21 protein-coding genes are annotated in these 22,730 nt (G+C 59.4%); 12 read left to right on the top strand and 9 right to left on the bottom strand.

Annotation, left to right across the window (positions count from 1 at the left end; genetic code table 11):
• Nucleotides 1-6: 6 nt before the first annotated feature.
• On the bottom strand, nt 7-1,194 hold the full coding sequence (locus IEW09_RS13840) for a thiolase family protein (RefSeq protein ID WP_188554794.1): 1,188 nt from the start codon (nt 1,192-1,194) through the stop codon (nt 7-9).
• Nucleotides 1,195-1,608: 414 nt separating this feature from the next.
• Nucleotides 1,609-2,418 carry a hypothetical protein gene (locus IEW09_RS13835; RefSeq protein ID WP_188554793.1) on the bottom strand — a complete coding sequence of 270 codons (810 nt, stop codon included), beginning with the start codon at nt 2,416-2,418 and terminating at the stop codon, nt 1,609-1,611.
• 148 nt (nt 2,419-2,566) lie between these two features.
• Here IEW09_RS13835 and IEW09_RS13830 point away from each other — a divergent pair, with 148 nt between their 5' ends.
• The 3 genes from IEW09_RS13830 (at nt 2,567) to IEW09_RS13820 (ending at nt 6,215) form a co-directional block, all read left to right on the top strand.
• Nucleotides 2,567-3,643: an NAD(P)/FAD-dependent oxidoreductase gene (locus tag IEW09_RS13830; RefSeq protein ID WP_188554792.1), complete on the top strand. Its 1,077-nt coding sequence runs from the start codon at nt 2,567-2,569 to the stop codon at nt 3,641-3,643.
• A gap of 87 nt (nt 3,644-3,730) precedes the next feature.
• Complete coding sequence (locus tag IEW09_RS13825; RefSeq protein WP_188554791.1) at nt 3,731-4,864, top strand: citrate synthase; 1,134 nt, start codon at nt 3,731-3,733, stop codon at nt 4,862-4,864.
• 166 nt (nt 4,865-5,030) lie between these two features.
• Nucleotides 5,031-6,215 (top strand): cysteine desulfurase family protein, encoded by a 1,185-nt coding sequence (locus tag IEW09_RS13820; protein WP_188554790.1) that lies wholly within the window; start codon nt 5,031-5,033, stop codon nt 6,213-6,215.
• Nucleotides 6,216-6,222: 7 nt separating this feature from the next.
• Here IEW09_RS13820 and IEW09_RS13815 read toward each other — a convergent pair whose 3' ends face one another.
• Nucleotides 6,223-8,097, bottom strand: a complete 1,875-nt coding sequence (locus IEW09_RS13815; RefSeq protein ID WP_188554789.1) for an APC family permease — start codon at nt 8,095-8,097, stop codon at nt 6,223-6,225.
• 133 nt (nt 8,098-8,230) lie between these two features.
• Here IEW09_RS13815 and IEW09_RS13810 point away from each other — a divergent pair, with 133 nt between their 5' ends.
• The 4 genes from IEW09_RS13810 to IEW09_RS13795 all read left to right on the top strand — a co-directional run bounded on the left by IEW09_RS13810 (nt 8,231) and on the right by IEW09_RS13795 (nt 13,417).
• Nucleotides 8,231-8,800, top strand: a complete 570-nt coding sequence (locus tag IEW09_RS13810; RefSeq protein WP_188554788.1) for a glutathione peroxidase — start codon at nt 8,231-8,233, stop codon at nt 8,798-8,800.
• A gap of 83 nt (nt 8,801-8,883) precedes the next feature.
• Complete coding sequence (locus IEW09_RS13805; protein WP_188554787.1) at nt 8,884-10,824, top strand: M61 family metallopeptidase; 1,941 nt, start codon at nt 8,884-8,886, stop codon at nt 10,822-10,824.
• A gap of 160 nt (nt 10,825-10,984) precedes the next feature.
• Nucleotides 10,985-12,094: an alpha/beta fold hydrolase gene (locus IEW09_RS13800; RefSeq protein WP_188554786.1), complete on the top strand. Its 1,110-nt coding sequence runs from the start codon at nt 10,985-10,987 to the stop codon at nt 12,092-12,094.
• Between the two features lie 24 nt (nt 12,095-12,118).
• Nucleotides 12,119-13,417, top strand: coding sequence for a cation:proton antiporter (locus IEW09_RS13795; protein ID WP_188554785.1), 1,299 nt, complete (start codon nt 12,119-12,121; stop codon nt 13,415-13,417).
• Here IEW09_RS13795 and IEW09_RS13790 read toward each other — a convergent pair.
• From IEW09_RS13790 to IEW09_RS13780, 3 genes are read right to left on the bottom strand one after another with little or no spacing between them, the layout of a single operon-like run.
• On the bottom strand, nt 13,350-13,712 hold the full coding sequence (locus IEW09_RS13790) for a hypothetical protein (protein ID WP_188554784.1): 363 nt from the start codon (nt 13,710-13,712) through the stop codon (nt 13,350-13,352). The genes IEW09_RS13795 and IEW09_RS13790 overlap by 68 nt on opposite strands.
• A complete protein-coding gene (locus tag IEW09_RS13785; protein WP_188554783.1) occupies nt 13,709-14,278 on the bottom strand; it encodes a hypothetical protein in 570 nt (189 codons plus the stop codon). Before IEW09_RS13785 ends, IEW09_RS13790 begins: the two co-directional genes overlap by 4 nt.
• 60 nt (nt 14,279-14,338) lie before the next feature.
• On the bottom strand, nt 14,339-15,199 hold the full coding sequence (locus tag IEW09_RS13780) for a transporter family protein (protein WP_188554782.1): 861 nt from the start codon (nt 15,197-15,199) through the stop codon (nt 14,339-14,341).
• Nucleotides 15,200-15,310: 111 nt separating this feature from the next.
• Here IEW09_RS13780 and IEW09_RS13775 point away from each other — a divergent pair, with 111 nt between their 5' ends.
• Complete coding sequence (locus tag IEW09_RS13775) at nt 15,311-15,751, top strand: c-type cytochrome (protein ID WP_188554781.1); 441 nt, start codon at nt 15,311-15,313, stop codon at nt 15,749-15,751.
• A 22-nt stretch (nt 15,752-15,773) separates the two neighbouring features.
• On the opposite strand, the gene IEW09_RS13770 is transcribed toward IEW09_RS13775, so the two are convergent.
• On the bottom strand, nt 15,774-15,992 hold the full coding sequence (locus IEW09_RS13770; protein WP_188554780.1) for a hypothetical protein: 219 nt from the start codon (nt 15,990-15,992) through the stop codon (nt 15,774-15,776).
• Nucleotides 15,993-16,092: 100 nt separating this feature from the next.
• On the opposite strand from IEW09_RS13770, the gene IEW09_RS13765 reads away from it, so the two are divergent.
• Together IEW09_RS13765 and mnmA are read left to right on the top strand one after the other, a co-directional pair.
• Nucleotides 16,093-16,938: an isocitrate lyase/PEP mutase family protein gene (locus IEW09_RS13765; protein ID WP_188554779.1), complete on the top strand. Its 846-nt coding sequence runs from the start codon at nt 16,093-16,095 to the stop codon at nt 16,936-16,938.
• A 101-nt stretch (nt 16,939-17,039) separates the two neighbouring features.
• Nucleotides 17,040-18,152 (top strand): tRNA 2-thiouridine(34) synthase MnmA, encoded by a 1,113-nt coding sequence (gene mnmA / locus IEW09_RS13760; RefSeq protein WP_188554778.1) that lies wholly within the window; start codon nt 17,040-17,042, stop codon nt 18,150-18,152.
• Nucleotides 18,153-18,167: 15 nt separating this feature from the next.
• On the opposite strand, the gene IEW09_RS13755 is transcribed toward mnmA, so the two are convergent.
• Nucleotides 18,168-18,752 carry a hypothetical protein gene (locus IEW09_RS13755; RefSeq protein WP_188554777.1) on the bottom strand — a complete coding sequence of 195 codons (585 nt, stop codon included), beginning with the start codon at nt 18,750-18,752 and terminating at the stop codon, nt 18,168-18,170.
• A 72-nt stretch (nt 18,753-18,824) separates the two neighbouring features.
• Nucleotides 18,825-19,217, bottom strand: coding sequence for a YtxH domain-containing protein (locus tag IEW09_RS13750; RefSeq protein ID WP_188554776.1), 393 nt, complete (start codon nt 19,215-19,217; stop codon nt 18,825-18,827).
• Between the two features lie 379 nt (nt 19,218-19,596).
• Here IEW09_RS13750 and IEW09_RS13745 point away from each other — a divergent pair, with 379 nt between their 5' ends.
• Nucleotides 19,597-20,700 carry a BON domain-containing protein gene (locus IEW09_RS13745; RefSeq protein WP_188554775.1) on the top strand — a complete coding sequence of 368 codons (1,104 nt, stop codon included), beginning with the start codon at nt 19,597-19,599 and terminating at the stop codon, nt 20,698-20,700.
• 186 nt (nt 20,701-20,886) lie between these two features.
• Nucleotides 20,887-22,722, top strand: a complete 1,836-nt coding sequence (locus tag IEW09_RS13740) for a glycoside hydrolase family 57 protein (protein ID WP_188554774.1) — start codon at nt 20,887-20,889, stop codon at nt 22,720-22,722.
• The last annotated feature ends 8 nt before the right edge of the window (nt 22,723-22,730 follow it).

Raw genomic sequence — 22,730 nt, 5'->3', positions numbered from 1 at the left:
ATAACCTCACCGCTCCACCGCCAGAGCCACCGAATTTCCCCCGCCAAGACAAAGCGCCGCCACGCCCTTCTTCACATCCCGCCGAATCATCTCGTGGATGAGCGTCACGAGCACCCGCGCCCCGCTCGCTCCAATTGGATGACCGATCGCAACTGCACCTCCATTTACATTCACACGGCTTGCATCCAGCTCCAACTCTCTCATCACTCCGAGCGCCTGCACGCTGAATGCCTCATTCAACTCGAACAGATCGACCTCGTCCATCTTCCAACCCGCACGCTGCAAAACCCGCTGCACGCCGATCACCGGAGCAAGCATCACCCATCGCGGAGCTACCCCGCTCATCGCCTGCGCCCTGATCGTCACCATCGGCTTCAACCCCAATGCCGCAGCCTTCGCCGCCGACATCACGACAACTGCAGCGGCAGCATCATTCACTCCCGGAGCATTTCCCGCCGTCACCGTACCATCCTTCTTGAACGCCGGCCTCAACGTTGCTAGCGCCTCCAGAGAAGCGTCCTCGCGCACGCTCTCGTCACGGGTGACCACCGTCGCTCCCTTCTTTCCCTGTACCGAAACGGGAATCACCTCCGCATCAAATCTTCCTTCCCTCCACGCCGCACTCGCACGGCGATGCGATTCCAGCGCATAGGCATCCTGCATCTCACGCGTGATGCCATGCTTTTCAGCGACGAGTTCTGCCGTCATGCCCATGTGCCAGTCCTCGCACGCGCACCACAATCCGTCCCTCACCATCGAATCCACCACCGTTGCGTCGCCCATGCGAAGCCCCTTCCGCGCCTGCGGCAAAAGATAGGGGGCGTTACTCATCGACTCCATCCCACCGGCGATAACGACCTCCGCCGCTCCTGTCATCACACTCTGCGCTGCCAGCGCGACAGCCTTCAATCCCGAGCCGCAAACCATGTTGATCGTCATCGCCGCAACGGTCTCCGCAAGCCCACCCTGCAACGCTGCCTGCCGTGCCGGGTTCTGTCCCAGGCCCGCTGGAAGCACGCATCCCATCAGGCACTCGTCTACATTTGCAGCAGAGCCTGCATCGCTAATCTTCGCTCTACGAGCGGCTTCGCACACTGTCACTGCACCAAGCTGCACCGCGCTCAGCTCGCTCAACGCGCCTTGAAATTTTCCCACTGGAGTCCGCACTGCCGACACAATGACAACGTCATCCATCGCAACACCTCGTCACAAAACCATTCGCAAATTCGAAATTGCGAATCTACTCCGAACGCGAAAAGTATACGGCTCGACGCCTTTCACTGCCGCTTGTCCCTCATCTCGTCGAGCAACTCGTCTCACCTTCCGAAGACCGACGCGTTCTACACCTCAAAAAAAATTTCTTAAACGTATCGATTTTTCTTGACAGTGAATTTCCATGAATCTATACCTTCGTTAGCTGCAATGCAGCGTGTTGCAGCATCGATGTCTAATCAATAGGGAGAATAGACAAATGGCAACGAAAAAGGCAGCCACAAAAGCAGCAAAGAAGCCGGCGAAGAAAGCCGCAAAAAAGAAGTAACCCAACCAGGCAAACAGAAAGGGGGACGCGATGAGCGTCCCCCTTTCTGCGTCTGCATCTTGCAACCGCTACTGGTTCTTTGGCGTGGAAAGATAGCCCGACACGGTGTTCTTCTCAATGTCGTTCACCACCAGCTCATAGAGCACCGGCGTCTTGCCCGTGTAGAACTGGACCGGCTCATCGAGGTTCTTGTCCTTCTTCTCGATGTTGCGATCGTCCGCGCTCACGTTCAAGGTAAACCGCGAGTGCTTCACATCCACCTTCTTCAGTTGCAGCTTGATGCCCGAGAGCAACAGTGGCTTCTCGCCCTTCTTCAGGGTGAACTCAAGGTAGTTCCGGTCGCCCTTGTGCTTCAGGATCTCAAGCTCGCTGTGGTTGGTCGCAATCAGGCCGCTCATCACGCCTGCATCGCCCACCACCCGGTTCAACTGCGTCTTGGTCGCCTCCAGATCGGATCGCGTCGTAGCGACATCTGTCTTCACTCCGCCCACATCGGTCTTCACCGTGGCTACGTCGCTTGAAACGGCGCCTATCTGCTGATTGGTCGCTGCCTGCTCCCGCTCCAGCTTTGATGTGGCGGCCTGCTGTGCAGCAAGAATGTTTTGCGCGCGGATCTCAATCTGCTTTTGTGCAATGCCAACACTCTGCCCCAGCGTCTCGCTGGTTGCCCGCAGACGGGCGTTGGTCGCCTCCAGCTTCTCTGCCAGATCGGCATTCTTCTGGACAGCCGCAGTCAACTGCTTCTGCGTATCGGCAAGATGGTTCTGCAAACCGTAGCACCACACCAGCGAACCCAGGGCAGCCAGTAACGCCACCACAAGAACACCAAGAAATACTCCAGACATCGAACGCTCTGCTACGTATTCGTCTTCGCTCATTCCACTCTCCTATGCATCGCACTTCGATTCGCCTGTACCGATCTTCCCGAAACAAGCTGCTCGTCAGTCTCTCAAACTTATGCCTTGCTGACCATACCCTTTATGTCTCACAAACCTCACCATCTCCGAATAGAACTAAACTGGTCTTATGCATCACTCCGACATCTGCATCGCTGGAGCCGGCATCATCGGCCTTTCTCTCGCCCTCGAACTTCATCGCCGCGGCCTCAGCGTCACCGTCTTCGATCAGGCACAGCCGCTCGGCGAAGCCTCCACCGCTGCCGCCGGAATGCTCGCCGCCAGCGATCCCGACAACCCTGCGCCGCTGCGCAAGCTCGCCGACCTCAGCCTCTCGCTCTATTTTGAATTTCTCGATCGCCTGCACGCACACTCCGGCATCGCTGTCCCTTTCCACACCAGTCAAACCCTGCAATCGCAGATAAGTTCTTCATCCGATACCCTCTCTCGCGAAGCCCTCGGAAGAATTCTCCCCCAGCTCACGCCGCGCAACCACCACTTCACTCTCCTCGACGAGCACAGCCTCGACCCGCGCAATCTCGCCGCCGCGGTCCTCGCCGCGGTCCGTGCAACCACCATCGATCTGCAGCCGAACACAAAAGTCCTCTCCACTCGATCCATCGACGACTCAGTCGAAGTCCACACCACTCAGGGCATCTTCCACGCTGCAAAGTTCGTCAATTGCACCGGCGCCTGGGCGACTCACTCCACACTTGCACCCAGTACCACCATTGCACCGAGAAAAGGCCAGATGCTGGCCATCGCCATTCCCCCCACGCTCTCACTTCCTCTCGTCGTCCGCACCCACGGCATGTACATCGTCCCCCGCACCACCGGCCCCAACAAAGGCCGGGCCATCATCGGCGCCACCATCGAAGACGCAGGCTTCGACAAGATCGTCCACCCCGCCGACATCGCCCACCTCCGTGCGCTCGCCGCGGATCTCCTTCCCGCACTCGCAGACGCGCCGCAGCTTGAGGTCTGGGCCGGCCTTCGTCCATCAACACCAGATGAACTTCCCTTCCTTGGGCCATCGCCTGATCATCGCAATCAATTCGTCTCCGCCGGACACTACCGCAACGGCATCCTCCTTGCTCCGGCAACGGCACACGTCATGGCACAGATGATCTCCAATCAACCCACCGCAATCGACCTGGCCGACTACTCACCCGCCCGCGTTTTGACATCTTCTGCTATCGCACATTGAAGCCGATATTCGCGCACTCTACCGTGACAACCCTTTCGCCGCTGCGCTATAAACGATGTAGTTCGTTTAATTCTGGAGAAGTCGCTCATGTCCAATGTTGTCGCACCGAAAGGCTTGGAAGGCATCGTCGCCACCAGCTCTTCCATCTGCTTTATTGACGGCGACGCCGGCGTCCTCTCCTATCGCGGTATCGACATTCACGAGCTGGCGGAACGCTCGACCTTCGAGGAGTGCGCCTACCTCCTCTGGTTCGGCAAGTTGCCCAACACCTCCGAGCTCGCCAACTTTGCCACCCAGCTCGCCGCGGCGCGCAAGCTCGATCCCAAGATCATCGACCTTCTGCACAGCGTTCCCACAACTGCGTCTCCAATGCAGGTACTTCGCACCGCAGTATCGCTGCTCAGCATCTACGACGCCGACGAGGCCGATTGCAGCCACGACGCCAACGTCCGCAAATCCTTCCGCCTCACCGCGCAGATCCCCATGATCGTCGCCCTCTTCGATCGCATTCGCAAGGGCAAGCCGGTCGTCGAAGCCGATCACAAGCTCTCACACGCCGGTAACTTCCTCTGGATGCTCAACGGCGAGCGCCCCTCAGAGACCGCGACCCGCGCCTTCGATATCGCGCTCATCCTCCACGCCGACCATGAGCTGAACGCGAGCACCTTTGCTGCTCGCGTCATCGCCGCAACGCTCGCCGACATTCACTCCGCCATCACCGGAGCCATCGGCGCACTTAAAGGCCCCCTCCACGGCGGAGCCAACGAGGCCACCATGCGCCTGCTCTACGCTATCGACAAGGCCGGTGCCGACCCTATCGAGTATGTGAAGCAGATGTTCGCCGAGAAGAAGAAGATCTCCGGCTTCGGCCACCGCGTCTACCACACCGAAGACCCAAGGGCCACGCACCTTCGCCGCATGTCCGAAGAGCTGGGTAAAGCCGCAGGCAGCACCAAGTGGTTTGACTTGTCGCGCAAGATCGAGCTCTACGTCAAGGAACAGAAGAAGCTCAACGCCAACGTCGACTTCTACTCTGCCTCCACCTACACCACGCTCGGCATCGACATCGACCTCTTCACCCCGATCTTCGCCATCAGCCGTATCGCCGGATGGGCCGCTCACGTCATCGAGCAGCACGACGACAACCGCCTCATCCGTCCGCGCGCCGACTATGTTGGCCCAGCCTATCCATCGCGCTATATTCCTATCGCGGAGCGGTAGACAAGTACATCTACCTGATCCTCTAAACCACGTCATCTCGACCGAAGCCGCGCAGCCTCATCGCGCGGCGCAGTGGAGAGACCCCTGTATTTCGTCTTTGTTCTTGCATCCCCCTTTCGTCTCCATCCATATCAACTGCATGGCGCATAAGGCAGTAAAATAGCTTATGCGCCATATCTACATGGACGCGAACGCCACCACGCCTCTTCTCCCCGAAGTCTTCGAGGCCATGCGTCCCTTCTGGATCGAGCACTTCGGCAACGCCAGCTCCATCCACCAGCAGGGCCAGTACGCCCGCGCCGCCGTCGATCACGCCCGCGAGTCCATCGCCAAACTCCTCCGCTGCCGTGCCTCCGAGATCGTCTTCACCTCCGGCGGCACCGAAAGCGATAACCTCGCTCTCTTCGGCACCCTCGCCGAAGGCTCCCACCTCATCACCACCGCCATCGAGCACCACGCCGTCCTTCACGCCGCCGAATCGCTCGCCGCCCGCAACATCGAGGTCACCTTCCTCCCCTGCACCGCACAGGGACTCATCGAACCCGCCGCGCTCGAAGCCGCACTTCGCCCCAACACCAAATTAGTCAGCATCATGTATGCGAACAACGAGACCGGCGTCATCCAACCCATCGCCGAACTCTCCCAAATCGTCCACGCTGCCGGAGCCCTCTTCCACACCGACGCTGTACAAGCCGCAGGCAAGCTTCCGCTCGACCTAAGCCCGCGCGGTCCACTCAAAGATGTGGACCTCCTGAGCATCTCCGGCCACAAGATTTACGCGCCCAAGGGAGTCGGCGCCCTCTTCGTCCGCCGCAGCGTCCGCCTCGCGCCCATGATGCACGGAGGCACGCACGAACGCCAGCGCCGTGCCGGAACGGAAAATGTCACCGGTGTAGTAGGTCTCGGCAAAGCCGCCGAACTCGCACAGGCATGGCTCGCGACCGATAGCTCCGCGCATCTAGCAGCTTTACGCGACCGTCTCGAGCAAGGCATCCTCGCACAGGTAGAAGAGTGCGGCATCAACGGCGAGGGCGCGCCCCGTGTAGCCAACACCACCAACCTCTACTTCGACCACGTAGAAGCCGAAGCACTACTCATCGCGCTCGATTTGAAGGGCCTCTCGGTCAGCGGCGGCTCCGCCTGCCAGTCCGGAGCTACCGAGCCCTCCCACGTCCTCACCGCCATGGGCCTCAGCCCGGTGCGTGCCCGCGCCAGCCTTCGATTCTCGCTCTCAAAACTCAACACCGAAGAAGAAGTCGACGAAGCGCTCAAGCTGATTCCCGCCGCCGTAGCTCGGCTGCGCGATCTTTCTCCCACCTACAAATCCCGCGAAACCATTCTTGCTGGGTGAATCTACCTTACAGATACCAGGGAATATTCACCACAACGATTCTCTGGTTTCCCTTCAGCAGCAAAAGCAGCTTCAACAACTGCACTCGCTGCCCGTGCAGGGCGTTCTCCCACCAGTGCCGCACGACCATCTCAGGCAACAGCACCGCGACCTTTCGCCCCGGATTTCTATCTTCCAGTTCGAGGATGTAATCCATCAGCGGAGTGATCACAAACCGGAAGTTCGACGGGATCGTCACCAGCTCCGGCTCCTGCAGACCTTCCTGGCGGATCGGGGTGAGTACCTTGTCATCCCAAATCCCCTCAAGTCCCTCATCGCCCTCGTTGTCCGAATGGATATGAACCACCTTGATCTCCTTCGAGAGCAGCAGCCCGAACCGCATGGCCTTTTCGGTAATGCGGTCCCAGCGCGCCATCGGGATCACAACAATCGGCGGCTCCAGGTTCACCAGGTTCAGCGGAGTCATGTCCTTCATCTCACGCTTCACTCGCGTGTAATGCCGCTTTACCCCGAGCATGATCAGGATCAACACAGGAACCAGCAGCGCCGTCACCCATGCTCCGGCCACAAACTTCGCAATCAGAACCACGATGGTCGTCAGCCCTGTAGCCAAAGCCCCAAAGCCGTTCACGAACATGTGCCACCAGTGCTTCTTGTAGCCACCCTCCGCGTTCTTCCAGTGCACCACCATTCCCGCCTGCGAGAGCGTAAAGGCAAGAAAGGCGCCTATCGCATAAAGAGGAATCAGGCGATCGGTCTGGCCATCGAACAAGATCAGGATGACGGTCGTGAATCCCGTCAGTGCATAGACACCATGCGAGAACAGCAGCCGGCGTCCGCGCAGCAAAAACACATGCGGCAGATAGTCATGCGCGGCGATTGCGCGGGCCAGTCGCGGAAAATCGGCAAACGCCGTATTGGCGCTCAAGGCCAAAGCGGTGAAGACCGATGCCATGGTTACGTAATAAAACCATCCGCGCCCAAATACGGCTGATGTCAGAATGCTTAGAACGCTCTGATAGTGAGATGCATCCGGCTCCATCGCCGTGATGTGGTATGCCCGCGAAAGGTACGCGATGCCGAACAATAGCACAGCGAGAATACCGATGATGACGGTAAGCGTTGCCTGCGCCTTTTTCGACCGCGGCTCGCCAAAGGCCATCACACCATTCGATACCGCTTCGACACCTGTCATGGCCGCGCAGCCGCTCGAGAAGGCCTTCATCAACAACCATATCCCGAGAAACTTTACTGTCGCGGGCAATGCCGGAGGAGGCGCAAGTACAGGAACAGGATGTCCTCCGCTAGTGATCACATGGAAGACGCCTACCCCGACCAGCGTCAGCAGCGTCCCCACAAACAAAAAGGTCGGCGCTATAAACGCCGCCCCTGTGTCCTTCACGCCTCGTAAGTTCACGATGACGATAACCGTCAGAACAATAAGACAGAGCAGCAAGGTATGCGGCAGAAGCTTCGAGTCTGCAGAGGTCAACGCCTCGACGCCTGCCGACACACCCACAGCGGCTGTCAGGATGTAGTCGATCATCAGCGCCGCAGCGGCCAGCAGACCGGGACCATCACCCAGGTTCTCACTCGCTACGGTGTACGATCCGCCACCGCTCGGATACGCAGCAATCGTCTGGCGATAGCTGAAGAACACGATCCCCAGCAGGATCAGGATCGCCGTAATAATAGGAACGATGTAATGGACTCCCGCCAGTCCCAGCGGAATGAGCAGCGTCATCGCCGCCTCTGGACCGTACGCCGCGCTCGTCAGCGCATCCAGGCCAAAAATCGGGATTCCCGCAGCGACGCCAATATGTTCAGCGCGCTCTTCACTTGTTGCTAACGGTCTCCCCAGAAGGGAGTCTACAAAAGACATCGTTTTTGTATAGTAACCCGTTTGTCAAAGCGCGCATCTAACTTCTTGCGATTCATTGTCCTGTCAAAAAATAGTTCCATACAATCCCTTTATCATCAAAATAGAAAATCATAATCCAGCATCAGGAGCCCCCATGCCCGCAAATCTCTACGACGTCCCCCTTACCCGAATCACCGGCGAAGGCGCATCCCTTGCCGACTATCGCGGCAAAGTCCTGCTGGTCGTCAACGTTGCCTCGCAGTGCGGCCTCACTCCTCAATATGACGCGCTCGAAAAGCTCTACACCCGTTTCAAAGACTCCGGCCTGGTCGTCCTCGGCTTCCCCGCCAACGACTTCGGCTCGCAGGAGCCCGGCACCAACGAAGAGATCCAGACCTTCTGCCGCAGCACCTTCGGCGTCAACTTCCCCATGTTCTCCAAGATCGCCGTCACCGGCCCCGACACCCATCCCCTCTACAAATCTCTCATCGAAGCCCAGCCCAAAGCCTCCGGCGAAGGCCGCGCCTCCATGCGCGAGAAGCTGAACGGCTTCCTCCAAAGCAAGCACAACTCCACCGCCAACCCTGAACCCGGCATCCTCTGGAACTTCGAGAAGTTCCTCATCGGCCGTAACGGCAACGTAGTGGCTCGCTTCTCTCCCGAAGTCGTGCCCGACGATCCCGCCGTCATCGCCGCCATCGAGTCTGCTCTCGCATCGAAGTAAAGCAGTTGTAAGCTGGATGAGTCGACAGAATCTGCTCGCTCATCCGGCTTACAACGCTGCATTGCTGACAGAGGGCCCTTGCCTTGAAACTTCGAATCCTCTTTTTCTCGCTCCCTTTCCTCCTTACCCTTCCCGCCCTCGCGCAAAAGCCTCCCATTCAGATCACCGCCGATCTCTCTGAGGCACCTCGCAAGCTCTACCACACCGAGATCGAGATTCCCGTCTCTCCCGGCCCCCTCACCCTCATCACGCCGGAGTGGATTCCCGGCGACCACCGCCCCACCGGCCCCGTCAGCGACATCACCGGCGTCGTCTTCACGGCCAACGGTCAAACTCTGCCCTGGCGTCGCGACGACACCAACCTCTACGAGTTCCACGTCACCATCCCCGTAGGCGTCACCACCCTCCACGCTCACCTCGACTGCATCGTCACCGCTCGCGTCTCCACAAAGCTCGCCGTCCTGGAGTGGGAAAAACTGCTTCTCTACCCCGCCAACACTCCCGTCAAAGACATCCCCATCCAGCCCTCTGTCACCGTCCCCGCAGGCTGGGGCATCGGCACCGCCCTAACTCCCACCGGCACCGGAGCACCCACCGCCGCCAACACCGGAGTCGACGAAGCCGACCACCTCACCACTCCCGGCGCAACCACCACACACTACGCCGACACCACCGTCGAGCAGTTGGAAGACTCCCCCGTCATCACCGGCGAGTACTTCCACGAGTTCCCTCTCGCTCCCGAGATCACACCGAAGCATTACATCGACGTAGTAGCCGACGCGCCCGAAGACTCCGAGCTCCGCCCCGAACTCCTCGCCGAGCTATCCAACCTCGTCCGCGAGACCGGAGCGCTCTACGGCTCGCGCCACTATCACGTCTACCACTTCCTGCTCACCCTCTCTGACGTCGCCGGCGGCGAAGGCCTCGAGCACGGTCAGTCCTCCGACAACGGTGTCGACGAAAAAAGCTTCTCCGATGCCGATCACCAACTCGGCGATTCCGATCTCCTTCCCCACGAGTTCACCCACTCCTGGAACGGCAAATACCGTCGCCCCTTCAACCTCTACCAAACTGACTTCGCCACCATGCAGCAGGGCTCGCTGCTCTGGGTCTACGAAGGCATGACCCAATACCTCGGCAACGTCCTCGCCGCGCGCTCCGGCCTGCGCACACAGGAGCAATACCGCGATATGCTCGCCATGGTCGCCGCCCGTCAGGACAACATACGTGGCCGCGAATGGCGCAATACCGAAGATACTGCCATCGCCGCCAGCATCCTTCGCGGTGGCGATCCCGCCTGGTCCAACTGGAGACGCGGCCAGGACTACTATTTCGAAGGCGAACTCCTCTGGCTCGACGCCGACACCACCATCCGCAAGCTCACCAACAATAAAAAATCGCTCAACGACTTCGAACGCATCTTCCTCGGCAAAGGTGGCAACACAGGCCCGCTCATCGTTCCTTATCACTTCGACGAACTGGTGCAGGATCTCAACCAGGTCGTCCCCTACGACTGGGCCACCTTCCTCCACACCCGCATCACTGCTCTCTCCTCGAACGCCAATCTTGAAGGCATCGAACAGGGCGGCTACAAGCTCGTCTACACCGACAAGCCAAGCAAATCCGAGAAGACCATGGCTTCGGCAGATAAACCGCATCCCGGCCCCGATGTCTGGTACTCCCTCGGCATCCACATCAAGAACGACGGCACCATCACCGACGTCCGCTGGGGCGGCCCCGCCGACAACGCCAAACTCATCCCCGGCCAGAAGATCATCGCCGTCGACGGCATCATCTTCTCCGCCGACGCACTCAAAGCTGCCATCAAGCAGTCCAAAGGCAACACCGCGCCAATCCACCTCATCCTGCAAACCGATCAATTCGTCACCCTCACCGACCTCAACTACCACGGCGGCGAACGCTATCCTTCGCTTGAGCGCATCGAAGGCACACCCGACTACCTCGACGACATCACCAAACCCCTCACCACACCGCAATCCGCACCCACGACAAAACAGGAATAGCCACTTTCAGAGAAGCCACATCAAAGCACGTCATCTCGACCGAAGCGCAGCGAAGTGGAGAGACCCCTGTATTTTGTCTTCCCTTAGCTCACCAACACAACCAATGAAGACCTTGCGTTGCCCTCCTCTTTCAATTCCAATCGGACACGAGGAAACAACCATGCGCTTCGCAGCTCTCATCACCCTGTTTCTCTCCTGCATCATCTCAGCCCCCGCACAAACCATGTCGTCTCCAACGGCACAGGCCACGCAACCCATCACATGGCCCACACCAGACGGCACCTACATCATCAAGAACTTCCGCTTCGGCACCGGAGAAACCCTCCCCGAGTTGAAGCTCCACTACCTCACCCTCGGCACGCCACACCGCGACGCCTCCGGCCACATCGACAACGCCATCCTCCTGCTCCACGGCACCGGCGGCAACGCCCACTCGCTCCTCGCCCCGCAGTTCTCCAACATCCTCTTCGGCCCTGGCCAGCCCCTCGACATTACGAAGTTCTACCTCATCTTTCCCGACGACATCGGCCACGGCCAGTCCAGCAAGCCCAGCGACGGCCTGCGCATGCGCTTCCCTCACTACGACTACGACGACATGGTCTCCAGCCAGCACACCATGCTCGTCGACGGCCTCCACGTCGATCACCTCCGCCTCATCTTCGGAACCTCCATGGGCTGCATGCAGTCCTTCGTCTGGGGCGAAACCTACCCCAACTTCGCCGACGCGCTGATGCCAATGGCCTGCCTCCCCGTCCAGATCGCCGGACGCAACCGCATGATGCGCTACATGTCCATCGAAAACATCAAGAACGATCCTGCATGGAAGAACGGCGACTACACCACCGAACCTGTCGTCGGTCTCCGCGCCGCCAATGAGCTGCTGCTCGTCATGGGCTCCAGTCCGCTCCAGATGCAGAAGGCTGCGCCCACCCGCGCCGCCGCCGAAGCCTACGCCGACCGCTCCCTCGCCCGCAGCACAGCCAACACTGACGCCAACGACTTCATCTACTACCTCGATGCCTCGCGCAACTACGACCCCAGCGCCCGCCTCAGCACCATTACCGTTCCCGTTCTCTGGATCAACTCCGCCGACGACTTCATCAATCCACCTGAGCTTGGCATCGCAGAAAAGATGGTCAAGCTCATGCCCAACGCAAAGTTCATTCTCATCCCCATCTCCGACGCCACCCGAGGCCACGGAACCCACACCCAGGCCGCCGTATGGAAGGACTACATGGCCGACTTCCTCAACCAGACGCAACCCAAATAACGCCTAGCAATTAGTCTGTAACCTGTGACTTTAACTCTCACCAATTTTCTGGGACTGCTCGGCGGCCTGCTCGTTCTCGCCTTCGTGACCAATCGTTTCTCCCGCCGCACCCGTGTGCCCGACGTCATCGTCCTTCTCATCTGCGGCATTGTTCTGGGCCCCGTCCTGCACTGGATTCACGCCGACCGCTTCCCTGAGCTCATTCGCGGAGTCGGCACCGTCGCTCTCATCCTGATCCTCTTCGCCGCCGGCCTCGAGCTTGACCTCCGTCGCGCCCTCAAGCAGTTCACCGCCGGCATGACGCTGGCCATCCTCAGCTACGGCCTTACCTTCGCAGGCGTCGCTTATTTCTGCATGCGCGTCCTCAGCATGGAAAGAATGCCGTCGCTCCTCATCGCAGCGGCACTCGCCTGCATGAGCAGTTCCATCATCCTCCCCACCCTCGACCAGCTCGACCTCCGCCACGACCTCAAAACCACCCTCGTCATCGAAGCCTCCTTCGGCGACGGTCTCGGCGCCATCGGCGTGGGCGTCCTCCTCGGCCTCGCCAACGGCGGAAGCATGTCCCTGCATACCAGCAGCGGCGCTATTCTCGGCAGCGCCTTCGCCATGTTCATCTTCAAATTCCTGCTGGCATTCGTCGTCGCCGTCGCCGCCGGATTCCTCTGGGTGCGCCTGTTGCCGAGCGTCTCCGACAAGCAGTTCTGGCAAGTCCTCACCTTCGCCGTCGTCCTGATCGTCTACTCCATCACCGACGCCATCGGCGGCAGCTCGCTCTTCGCCGTCATGGTCTTCGGCGCCACACTCGCCAGCCTGCTCGATCCGCAAAATTCCATGCAGCGATTCGGCTTCGAGATCATCGCGCCAGGCCACAGCGACAAGATCCACTCCTTCCACTCCGAGCTGGCATTCCTCGTCCGCAGCTTCTTCTTCGTCCTGCTCGGAGCCATGATCCAGTTCGACGGATTGAAAAAACAGCTCCTCCCCAGCCTCGGCATTCTTGGCGTATTTCTCATCGCCCGCATCCTTGCCGTCTTCTGCAGCCGCATCGTATGGCGCGGAGCCTCTTACCGCGAACTAGAGTTCGCCACCCTGCTGATCCCACGCGGCCTCATCACCGCCGTCCTCGCCCTCGAAGTCATTCAGGCCGCCCCAACCGGCCTCGCCTACTTCCCGTCCCTGACCTTCGCTCTCATCCTCTTCACCAACGTCCTCATCCTCCCGGCATCCATCCGCGCCCGCGCTCTCGCTCCCATCACTTTCCCAGCAACAGATCCCCGATCGGCGGAAACGTCAGCAGAAGGCCAAGCGCGAGAAAAATAAACGCTGCAAGATTCACCTTGCCCATGGCGACAACCTTCGTCCGCCATCGTCTCGCAAGCACAACCCAAACCGCCAGCCACACCACGATACCCAACGTACTTACGCCCGAGAGCGGCCCCGTTGGCCGATAGAACGTAAACAGGCCCGCCATCCTCTTCGAGCCGTCACCCATCAGCGCCAGCACGCCGATCGCAAAACATCCAATCCCGGCACTCAGAATCGCAGCCCCGCCAGGCCCATTGGCAAGCCGCCCCTCCGGCTCCCTCAAACTCTCCTCCGCCACGCTCCTATTCATCGCGCACCTCCCATCAAATGCACCGTCCCTCCACCCTCGACCGGCGCAGCCTTATCGATGAGCGCGCCGAAACATCCCGCGATCCCTCCAGCCAGCAGCGCTGCTACCGCAAACGCAACCACGGCGCGACGCATCTCGCCGTGCCGCTTCAACGAGCCGCGATACTTCACCAACACATAAGCCACCATCGTCATCGCAATCGGAGCAAACCACGCCACATGCTCCTTCCACTCCATCCCCAGCGTGTGCCACTCCACCGTTGCCGCACTCGACATCAACAGTCGTTGCGGATAGCCGGCCAGATTCGTCACCCCCGCAGGCAGCGCCGCGCGATACCACGGATACACCACATAAGCACCTGAAAGCACCGCCGCCCATCCCAGCGCGGCCATCACGATCAGATAAATTCTCTCCAGCGAATAGCCGCGTTCCGTAAGCTCGAACGGCTCCTTCGCATAGGCCGAACGGAACAGCTCAACTACGACTCCAAAGATCGCCATCAGAAAAAATCCGCCGAACAACAGGCCATGCACACCCGACACAATGCCCCGCACCGTCACTTCCATCAAGCCACCTCGCCCACAACTGTCTCCGACAATAGCACCCGTACCTCTGCCTGCTTTTCTTTATCGCAGATGAATCTTCTGCAACATTCCGCCCGGCGCGCCGCCACCCTTTTCGTCTCCGCCCTTCGCATCCTTGCCCCAGGTCCAGTAGAGCGCCAGATAGGTATACGTCTCTGCCTGACCTGCAACGCTTCGCCCCGCCGCGAACAACAGATCGAACCCATCCTTGAACTCATACGATCCGCCAAGGTCAGCCATCGTCGAAGACCGCGTGCTGGTCGCCGCCTCACCCTCCGCACCATGCCCAAACAGCTCCACACCCAGCATCACCTTCTTGTTCATCTGCCGCTGCACCAGCCATCCCGCAAACGGATAGTTCTTATACCCCGTCTGCGGCACAACCGCCTCTCCGCCCCCGCCGTAACTCGTCCACGGCCCCCAGCTCTTCTGTATCCAAAGCGGCAGACGATACCACGTCGTCCCCACCCCCAACCCATTCGCCGCACTTCCGCTGGGCAGCTCCACAAAAGGAAAGATACCCACCTCAGGCACCCGCTTCGTCTCCTTCACCAGCCGTACCTTGGCGCCCAGTTCCGTATCGCCAACGCCGTAATGCACCGGCCCTCCATTCGGAGCAAAGCTCGCCCCCACCGGAACGACCAGATGTAGCTGAACATTCGGCACCACGCCCCAGTTCATCTCAAAACTAGGAATCTCCAACATCGTCCCACCCGGAACCGTCCCATCCGACAACTCAAAGGCATACGCCTCAAAGTGCCGATAAGCCACCGGGTCGGGATCGTCTGTCTGAAACGGCGGCCCGGCAAAGGCTGTTCTTCCCGCAGCCAGAAGCAACAGCACCCAACTCCACCGGCGAACCCCCTGCAACCGTCTCCAACGATGAAACCCTCCCTGCCGCATCCATCCCTCCGCCAGCCGGTGAATTATATGATCTCTGGCCTTGAAAGAAGATAAAGCTTCCCATTGGATCGGTTGAGGCATAAGATGCCGTCGACAAGTAAGGTGGCTCGCATGTTGAAGCCTTTGTTCGCTCTTCCCGCTCTCCTGCTCTTCGTCCCCTCGCCCCAGCAACCGACCTCCGCATCCGCAGCCGCACCTCCGCCTGCGTCTGCACCCGCTGCAGCGACTCCCGCAATGCCGGCCGACGCCAAAACTCTGGTCAATCCCGTAAAGCCCACGGCTGAGTCTCAGGCCCAGGCTAAAAAGATGTACGGGTACGATTGCGCCGTCTGCCACGGAGAAAATGGCAACGGCAAGGGCGACCTCGCCGCCGACATAAAGCCTCCGCTCAAGGACTACACCGACCCCGCAGCCCTCAAAGACCTCTCCGACGGCGAGATCTTCTACATCATCAAGAACGGCAAAGGCCAGATGACCGGCGAAGGTGACCGTCTGAACACCGACGGCGTTTGGAACATGGTCATCCTTGTACGCTCCTTCGCCAAAAAGTAACGCATACCGTAGGCAGGCTACCTCAACCCACGTCATCTCGACCGGAGCCGCGCAGTTTCATCGCGTGGCGGAGTGGAGAGACCCCTGTATTTTGTCTTTTGCCCTCAGCAAAATAACGTGTCAAGTCCAAAAGCATATAACCCTGACAAAACAAGCCTGATAGACATTGCATGTTAGTTTCGTCCAACTCGGTAAAATAGAAAGAGCAGATAGAAAAAAGAGCAATCAGCCGCAGCTTCACTCGTAACTCCTTTCGATGCAAGACTTTACAAAATAAACTCTTTATAATCAATACTTTAGGACTTAAGTACACCAGGGGAGGTACCCCCAAGGAGGACAAGATGACCGACTTCGTCACCCGCCGCACCGCATTCCGAAAGCTCCACGAGAGCGGCTGCTTCATCCTCCCGAACCCATGGGACGTAGGTTCAGCCCGCTACCTCCGCAGCCTGGGCTTTAAGGCGCTGGCGACCACCAGCGGCGGCTTTGCTTTCTCCAGCGGTCTGCCCGACGCGCACTGGGCAGTCTCCCGCGATCAGGTGCTCAACCACATCGCCGAGATCGTCGCCTCGGTCGATCTGCCCGTCAACGCCGACTTTGAATCCGGCTACGCCAACGAGCCCGAAGACGTCGCCGAAAACGTTCGTCTCTGCGTCGAAACCGGCGTCGCCGGCCTCTCCATCGAGGACGCCACCGGAGACCGCGAAGAGCCGCTCTACGACCTGCCGCTCGCCGTCGAAAGAATCAAGGCAGCAAAGGCAGCAATCAAGGCCTCCGGCGCAGATGTTCTGCTCGTAGCAAGGTCGGAGTGCTTCCTGCTCGGTCATCCGCAGCCATTGGCCGAAGCCATCCTCCGCCTCGAGGCCTTCGCCGAGGCAGGCGCAGACGTGCTCTACGCGCCCGGCGCAACCAAACGCGCCGACATCGAGGCCATCGTCAAGGCGGTTCACCCCAAACCGGTGAACGTCCTGCTCACCTCGAGCGCCGGGCTCAAAGTTCCCGAACTGGCCGATCTCGGTGTGCGCCGTATCAGTGTAGGCTCCGCACTGGCCCGCGCCGCATGGACCGGCTTCATCCGCGCCGCCCGCGAGATAGCCGAGCAAAACAGCATGGCAGGAATGGACAACTCCATCACCTTCGCCGAGCTGAACGGCTTCTTTCAAAAGGACCTGGCACAACGCTCGTGATTGTCGCCTCAGAAGCACGTCATCTCGACCGGAGCGCAGCGGAGTGGAGAGACCCCTGTATTTCGTCTTTTCCCTGCGATATCTGCGAAAATAGAAGCAGTATGCCCGAGCAGCAGACCATCGCCGTAGCCATGTCCGGAGGAGTCGACTCCTCCGCCGTCGCCGCGCTGCTGCGCTCGCAGGGCTACACGCTCGTCGGCCTCACCCTCCAGCTCTGGAACCAGCGCCGCCTCAGCGGACACGAGGGAATGCCCGAAGCAGTGCAAGGCCGCTGCTGTTCTATCGATGATGTGTATGACGCTCGCCACGTAGCCGAGCAGCTCGACATTCCCTACTATGTCGTCAACCAGCAGGATCGCTTCGAGGCCGATGTCGTCAAGCCCTTCGTCTCCGAATACCTCGCAGGCCGAACCCCGATTCCCTGCACCCTCTGCAACAACCATTTAAAGTTCGATCAGTTACTCACCACGGCTCGCCAGATCGGAGCCGACCGCATCGCGACCGGTCATTACGCTCGCAACCGCTTCGACGAAGCTCGTCAGCGCTGGATTCTCTCCCGCCCCGCCGACCACTCGAAAGACCAGACTTACTTCCTCTTCGGCCTGACACAGGAACAGCTCTCCCGCACGCTCTTCCCGCTCGGCGAGATGCAAAAGCCGGCCGTGCGCGAGATGGCCTCCGAAGCTGGCCTCAATGTAGCCACAAAGCCCGACTCGCAGGAGATCTGCTTCATCCCCGGCGGCGACTACAACGCCTTCCTCAAGGCGTATCTCGACGAGCAGGGCGAAGACCTTCCCGACTCTGCGGGCGAACTTGTCTCCAGCTCAGGCGAGGTCATCGGTCATCATCAAGGCATTCAGAGCTTTACGGTAGGTCAGCGCAAGGGCCTCGGACTCACCTCTGCCGATCCGCTGTATGTGCTCGCAATTCACCCGGACAGTCATCGCGTCACCGTCGGCTCAAACGACGAGCTGATGTCCACCAATCTGCGCGCCAACCGCATCAACTGGATCTCCATCCCCGAGTTGACCGAAGACATCCGCGTCACCATCAAGGTCCGCCACCGTCACACGCCCGCTGCAGCAACACTCAGCCCTGGACCTGATGGAACCGTCACCGCCATCTTTGACGAGCCCCAACGTGCAATCACCCCCGGTCAAGCCGCCGTCTTCTATCAAGAAGACGAGGTTGTCGGGGGTGGTTGGATTTTTTAAGAATTTGAACTTTGTTTAGAGATCGATGTCGTTGCTCTCGCGATAGTTCGCTTGAGCGCGACCGCTGCCAAACTTTTTGCTGCGCCCCACCAGAACATCGAGTCCGGCCTTCAGAGCGTTCATCAGGCCATTAAACTCTCGAATGGGAACATTGATGCCGCGTTGAACCGCATTCACCGCCTCAGCCGTGCTAGTCAGAACTGTGGTCACAATATCGTCGGCTCTAGCAGCCTGCACCCGCGCTCTACTGTTGACGTCGCTGAGAGTAGCATCGAATTCAGCGGCTTTACTGCGAACCACGTTACTGGTTTCGACGAGGTTCTCGGCAAGAGTAATCATCTTCGGAGCGGTATTGGCGATAAAGTCCTGCGTGCTTTCGAGGGCAGGCATCGCCTTTGCTCGAACTTCTTCGACAATCGTCAATACACGCTTGCGTGCCTTGGCTGCACCAATAGCCATGACTACAAGCGCGATCGCCTGCACGATCAAGGCCGCCGCAACCATGCCCACAAAGATCATCAGCAACCGGGAGTTGCCTGAAGAGATTGAGTCGGCATCCTGTAGCCACATCCCCGACAGAACAAATTGTGCCGCTATCATGCAGCCTCTCTTTCAAGTACACAAATTTCGGGCCTGATCTCCATCCACGGGAGATCAGGCCCCAGGATTCAACTAAGCCTTGCCCAAGTCCTTCGTTGCGTTCGCATAGGCATCCTTGCCTGCGTCGATCGCGGCGGAAACCTTGCCCTGTTGCTCCTGCACCAGGCCTTTGCCCTTCTCAACATACTCGGCCCACTGGCTGCGGCCACGGTCATAATACTCTTTGCCGCGATCGACATAATCGCTGACCTGCTGTTTGCCCTGCGCTGCCAGATCGGCGGCGCGCTCTTTACCCTGCTGGGCCAGGACGGCTGCCCTCTCCTTCGCATCGAGCGCACTCGCTACCAGGTCTTCGCGCGTCTCTTTGCCGGCTTTGGGAGCGTAGAGAACACCTACGAGGGCGCCTACGCCCAAACCAGCCAAAAACCAACCCAACCCGCCTACACCGTTGTCGTTATCTGACATATTCATTTCTCCTATCTTCTGTGAATGCAAAATCGGCTCTCCGCCTTTATACCCCAGCGGACGGAATAAACTCATGGTCGCTGCCGAACATCAAGCATAACCTTTAGCGCAAGATAAAGCGTTTGTGACGTCAGCAAGCCTGTAAGGAAAAGATGCCCTCCTGATGGAATAGGTTGCGCCGTCGGCACCTCTGCCTGCTCCCCTTCTATCTCGCCGACCTCACGATTACAGGTCTGCATTCGTCTATGAGACAGCTTACAAAATTGCTTTGTTGCATAGCGGTTGCGGTTATTTGGACAGCCCTTAATGAGGCCGCAGCATCTGATACCAATAGAGTGAGTTACAGTGTTTGCAACAGCTCTGCCTATAACGAGGTTCTATGCACGTCTCCCATATCATCTCCGTTCCGCGCGCCGTTACACTTGCCGCCGTTTTCGCTGTAGCACTCAGCCTTGGTGGTTGCAAAAAATCTTCTCCTCCGCCTGATGATGCTGCTCTTACCACCGCAGTTCAGTCTCGAATTGCAGGAGACAGCGCACTTCAACCTGCATCCATCCAGGCCACAGTCGAAAATGGTATCGCCACGCTGAACGGAACCGTCAGTAACGACGCCGCTCGCTCGCTCGCCGCCTCGGATGCAGCCCAGGTTGCGGGCCTTAAGACGGTCATCAATAACCTCACCGTTCAACAGGCGGCAGCGCAGCCAGAGCAGCAGCCTGCGCCTCAACCCGCAGTCATCGCACCGCCGCCTACTGAGCGCGCCCGCAAAGAACCGATCAGGAAGAAGGCGAAGCCCGAGCCGGATCACTCCCCTGCTCCCATCGAGCGCGTCGCTCCTCCCGAGCAGGCTCAGGCCGCTCCGCCGCCGCCACCTCCTCCGCCAGCACCGGCAGCCCCTGCCTTCCGAGATGTCACCATTCCGGCGGGCACGACCTTGCCAATTCGCATTACCCAAACGCTCGATAGCGCCAGCACGCAGCAGGGCGACAGCTTCAGCGGCACCGTAGCCAGCGATGTTGTCATTGATGGAGTCGTCGCCATTCCCCACGGCGCCGCCGTCTCGGGCCGGGTCGATGCCGTGCAGGAAGCTGCTCACTTCAAAGGCAACTCTCTTTTGACCATCGAACTCACAGGGCTCCGCCACCGCGGCAATAGCGTCGCCCTCACGACCGAGCCCTATAGCGTAGCAGGCAAGGGACGCGGCAAAAATACCGCCATCAAAACCGGCGGCGGTGCAGCCGTGGGAGCTATTCTCGGCGGCATCTTCGGCGGCGGCAAAGGAGCTGCCATCGGGGCGGCTGCAGGTGGCGGCGTAGGCGCCGGAAGCAACGCCATCACCCGGGGAGAGCAGGTGCAAATTCCCTCGGAAAGCCTGGTTCGATTTCATCTGACGAATGCGATCTCTCTGCGCGTCTCCAACAACCCGCGGAATGCATCCGATAACCCCAACCTCCAGCAGCGGCCAAACGATCAACAACAGTAGCAGTCGTATCCCACCGCTGGTTCAGTTTTATCGCTCTTCTTTCGTGTGGTGGCACTTGATCTGCCACCACACGTGACCGATATTTCACTGCGCACCCTTCGTGTAAACTTGGTATCAGCGGGCCAGAAAAACCCAGTACGATGCTTCTTTTGCCGAAAGAAAACTACTTCTTTGAGGTACTCCGTCTTGACGAAGGCATCGCCACACACCGCAGTTAACATTACGAGAAAACCTTCAGGGTTTCTCACCTTCACTCTGCACGCCCATCTGCCCTACGTAGTCAATCACGGTACCTGGCCCCATGGCCTGGAGTGGTTACACGAGGCTGCCGCTGAGACCTATCTGCCGCTATTGCGCGTCCTCAAGAATCTTGAGCGCGATAACGTCCGCTTCAACTGCAATCTCAATCTCTCGCCTATTTTGCTGGAGCAGCTCTCGCATCCTGTCTTTATCGCGGAGTTCCCCAACTATCTTGGACGAAAGATTGTCGCCGCGCAGGAAGACGAGGCATTCTTCACACAGTCGGGCGAGGCCCACTACGCCGAGACTGCGCGCTTCTGGCATCGCTTTTTTTCGCAGGCGCTTGAAGACTTCAATCACTTCGACCAGAACATCATCAAGGCCTTCCGCCACTTCAACGACATCGGCCTGATTGACATCATCACGTGCGGCGCTACTCACGGCTACATGCCGCTCTTAGGCACGGACGAGAGCGTGCGCGCGCAGATTCGCACCGCCGTCGCCACTCATACCCGCCACATCGGCGAGCATCCCAGGGGAATATGGGCACCCGAGTGCGGCTATCGTCCCGCAGGCTTCTGGAACTATCCAGTCGCCAATGCAGACGGCACGCCAACACCTTCCGGCTTCGACCGCATCGGCGTGGAGCAGGCACTCTCTGAGTCCAACATCGATTTCTTCTTCGTCGATACTCATCTCGTCGAAGAGTCGCACCGCGTTCCCTCGCCTTATGAGCTGCTCAACGGCGCTGTCCCGACCGACGAGCAGACCGAGCAGATGACGCACCGCGACTATCGCCGTCTCTACCAGCCGTACTATGTCGACGGTCCTTACGATAAGGCCAACGCCACTACTATCTTTCCTCGCGATCCGCGCACCGGTGTCCAGGTCTGGTCGGGTGATAGCGGCTATCCCGGCGACGGCACCTATCTCGACTTCCATAAAAAGCGCTGGCCCGGCGGTCATCGCTACTGGCGCGTCACCGGCTCCAAGGTCGACATGGGCGACAAACAGCCCTACTATCCACAGGATGCCGCAGAGCGTGTAAAGTCTCATGCCGCCAACTACGTCCACCTGGTGTGGGAGGCGCTTCAGTCCGGCTTCAACGACGCGATTCCGCCGATCCTCTGCTCTCCCTTTGACGCAGAGTTGTTCGGCCACTGGTGGTTTGAAGGAACGCTGTGGCTCGAGGCCGTGGCGCGCACCATCCACGATCACAACACGGGCATTGAGTTGATCAGTTGCGCCGAGTATCTGAACCGTTATCCTCGCGCGGGCTTCATCGCTATGCATGAAGGCTCATGGGGAGCCGAGGGCAACAACCATGTCTGGATGAACCCCGATACCTCGTGGACCTACACGCACATCTATCCCGCCGAACTTTATACGCGCGAGGTCTGCACTGCCGGTGAGTGGCGCAAGTCCGCGATGGGCAAGCGCATCATGCAACAGCTCTGCCGCGAACTGCTGCTGCTAGAGTCCTCCGACTGGCAGTTCCTTATCACGACAGGGGCTGCGCGTGACTACGCCGAGATTCGCTTCCTCACGCACAACGATCAGTTCAACGAGGTCAAAGCCATCTGGCAGGGCTTTGAATCGAGCGGCAGCCTGACACCGACGCAGGAGGCACGCCTCGCGGAGATCGAGCTTCGCGACAGCGTTTTTCCAGATATCGATCCTGGGCTGTGGGTTGCCGGAGCTCATGAGGCCCACGAAGCTGTACCGGCAAAGATTCCCGCCGAGGCTGCGCTAGCTCCAAGCGAAGACGCCGCAACCGCTTAAATTGGACG

The organism is Edaphobacter dinghuensis (genome assembly GCF_014640335.1).
Lineage (GTDB): Bacteria > Acidobacteriota > Terriglobia > Terriglobales > Acidobacteriaceae > Edaphobacter > Edaphobacter dinghuensis.
The sequence above is the reverse complement of the archived record's forward strand: the minus strand, read 5'-3'. Positions and strand labels throughout refer to the sequence as shown.